This window comes from Nocardia noduli (genome assembly GCF_019038455.1).
GTDB lineage: Bacteria > Actinomycetota > Actinomycetes > Mycobacteriales > Mycobacteriaceae > Nocardia > Nocardia noduli.
This window is the reverse complement of record NZ_JAFMPL010000223.1, coordinates 1-1,653: the sequence shown is the minus strand read 5'-3', so window position 1 is coordinate 1,653 and position 1,653 is coordinate 1. Positions and strand designations below refer to the sequence as shown.

Here is a 1,653-nt window from a genome sequence, read left to right as displayed (position 1 = left end):
CCCTATGTTTTTTGCAAGGTCTGCGGGCAGTGGGTTTAGCGCTCAGTGCGTGAGGGTGATCGGCTTTTCGGGTGGCCCGGAGCGCAGTAGGTCGGCTAGGAGCGAGCGGAGGTTGCCGGGGACCAGTCGGTCGCTGGTCGCGTTCAACTCGTCGAGTGTCCACCAGTGGTGGCCGGTGATCGAGGTGCGCTCGTCGTCGGTGAAGCCGGCGGTGTCGATGTCGAAACTGCCGACCCGGACGAGGAAGTAGTGCTCGCGGCAGTCGTAGGTGGTGCCGCCCCAGGAGCCGATAGCGCGACGGCGCCAGACCTCGGGCCCCAGTGAGAGCTCGGTCAGCCCGGTCTCCTCGCGTGCCTCGCGTGCCGCCGTCTGCTCCAGCGTTTCGCCCTCCTCGCGACCGCCGCCGATCGGAAACCAGAACGTGTGGCCGTCGGAGTCGTCGGTGCCGGAGAACATCAGCAAACGGTCTTTCTCATCGAGTATCAGCAGCCGCACTGTGGGGCGCAGAACCGGTTTGTCTTGCTCGGGTGTCGGTTCCATGAGCGGTCCTTTCTCGGTGGCCTCACGGCCTGCGGCGACCGAGCGTATGTGTAGGACCGGGTTCGCGTCGACACTCGAGCGGTCGCGGGTCTCGAATCTCTGTAGGGCTGTTTGGTTTTCAGCATGGTGTAGAGAACATCGCAGCGGCGGCGGGCCAGGCAGATGAGGGCGGCGTTGTGTTTCTTTCCTTCGTCGCGTTTTCGCGTGTAGTAGGCGCGACTGGCCGGGTCGTGCAGCGCGGCGAACGCGGACAGGAACAAGGCGCGTTTGAGTTCGTGGTTGCCCGATCGGGCAGGGTGCTCGCCGCGGATGGAGCTGCCGGATCGGTGGGTGACCGGGGCGATGCCTGCGTAGGAGGCGAGATGGCCGGCCGAGGCGAAGACTGAGCCGTCGCCGACCTCGAGCAGGATGCGGGCTCCGGTCCTGACTCCGACGCCGGGCATCGAGCCAGGACCTTGGCAAGAGGGTGATCAACGAGCATCCTCTCGATATCTTCAGCGACACTCTTGCGTTGCAGCAGAACAGTTTTCAGAGAATCGGCGAGTTTCGGCAGTACGATCTCGGCGGCGTTTGCGCCGGGAACGGTGACCGTCTGTGCGGGCAGCGCGGCCAGGATTTCCTCGACCAGCCGCGCGCCCATGCGCGGCGCGTGTCTGGTCGCGATCGTGGTGAGTTTGCGTCTGCCTGCGGCTCGGATTCCCCGCGGCCCGCCGCAACGCGACAGGATTTCCAGGACCGCCGGATGCGAGATACGCGGTCCCAGAACGCGTTCGAGGGCTGGGTGGATGCTGGTAAGCAGGCCGCGGATGCGGTTGCTGGTGCGTGTCGCCTCGCCCGCGAGGTCGTCGTCGAAGCCGACCAGGACACCGAGCTCGGTGAGGGTTTCATCGCCGGTGTCGACGCGGCGCAGCGTGTGCGGCATGGTGCGGGCCGCGTCGGCGATGATGTAGGCGTCGCGGGCGTCGGTCTTGGCTTGTCCCGGATAGAGATCGGCAATGCGCCGCATCGACAGGCCAGGCAGGTAGGCGACGTCATGGCCGCAGGCACGGGCGACGGTGACCGGCAGGGCGCCGATGGTGTTGGGCTGGTCGACCACGATCAATAGCGGGCCGC

1 protein-coding gene and 1 pseudogene are annotated in these 1,653 nt (G+C 66.4%); both read right to left on the bottom strand.

All coding sequences use genetic code 11. The features are described from left to right. Positions 1-42: 42 nt before the first annotated feature. Positions 43-540, bottom strand: a complete 498-nt coding sequence (locus tag JZ792_RS41030) for an NUDIX hydrolase (RefSeq protein WP_216918363.1) — start codon at positions 538-540, stop codon at positions 43-45. Between the two features lie 77 nt (positions 541-617). Next, a pseudogene (locus JZ792_RS41025) lies at positions 618-1,653 on the bottom strand (IS110 family RNA-guided transposase); the annotation flags it as partial.

What these genes read in the sequence shown, in the direction of transcription:
- JZ792_RS41030 (WP_216918363.1), bottom strand. Translation starts at nt 540, where the DNA reads ATGGAACCGACACCCGAGCAAGACAAACCGGTTCTGCGCCCCACAGTG.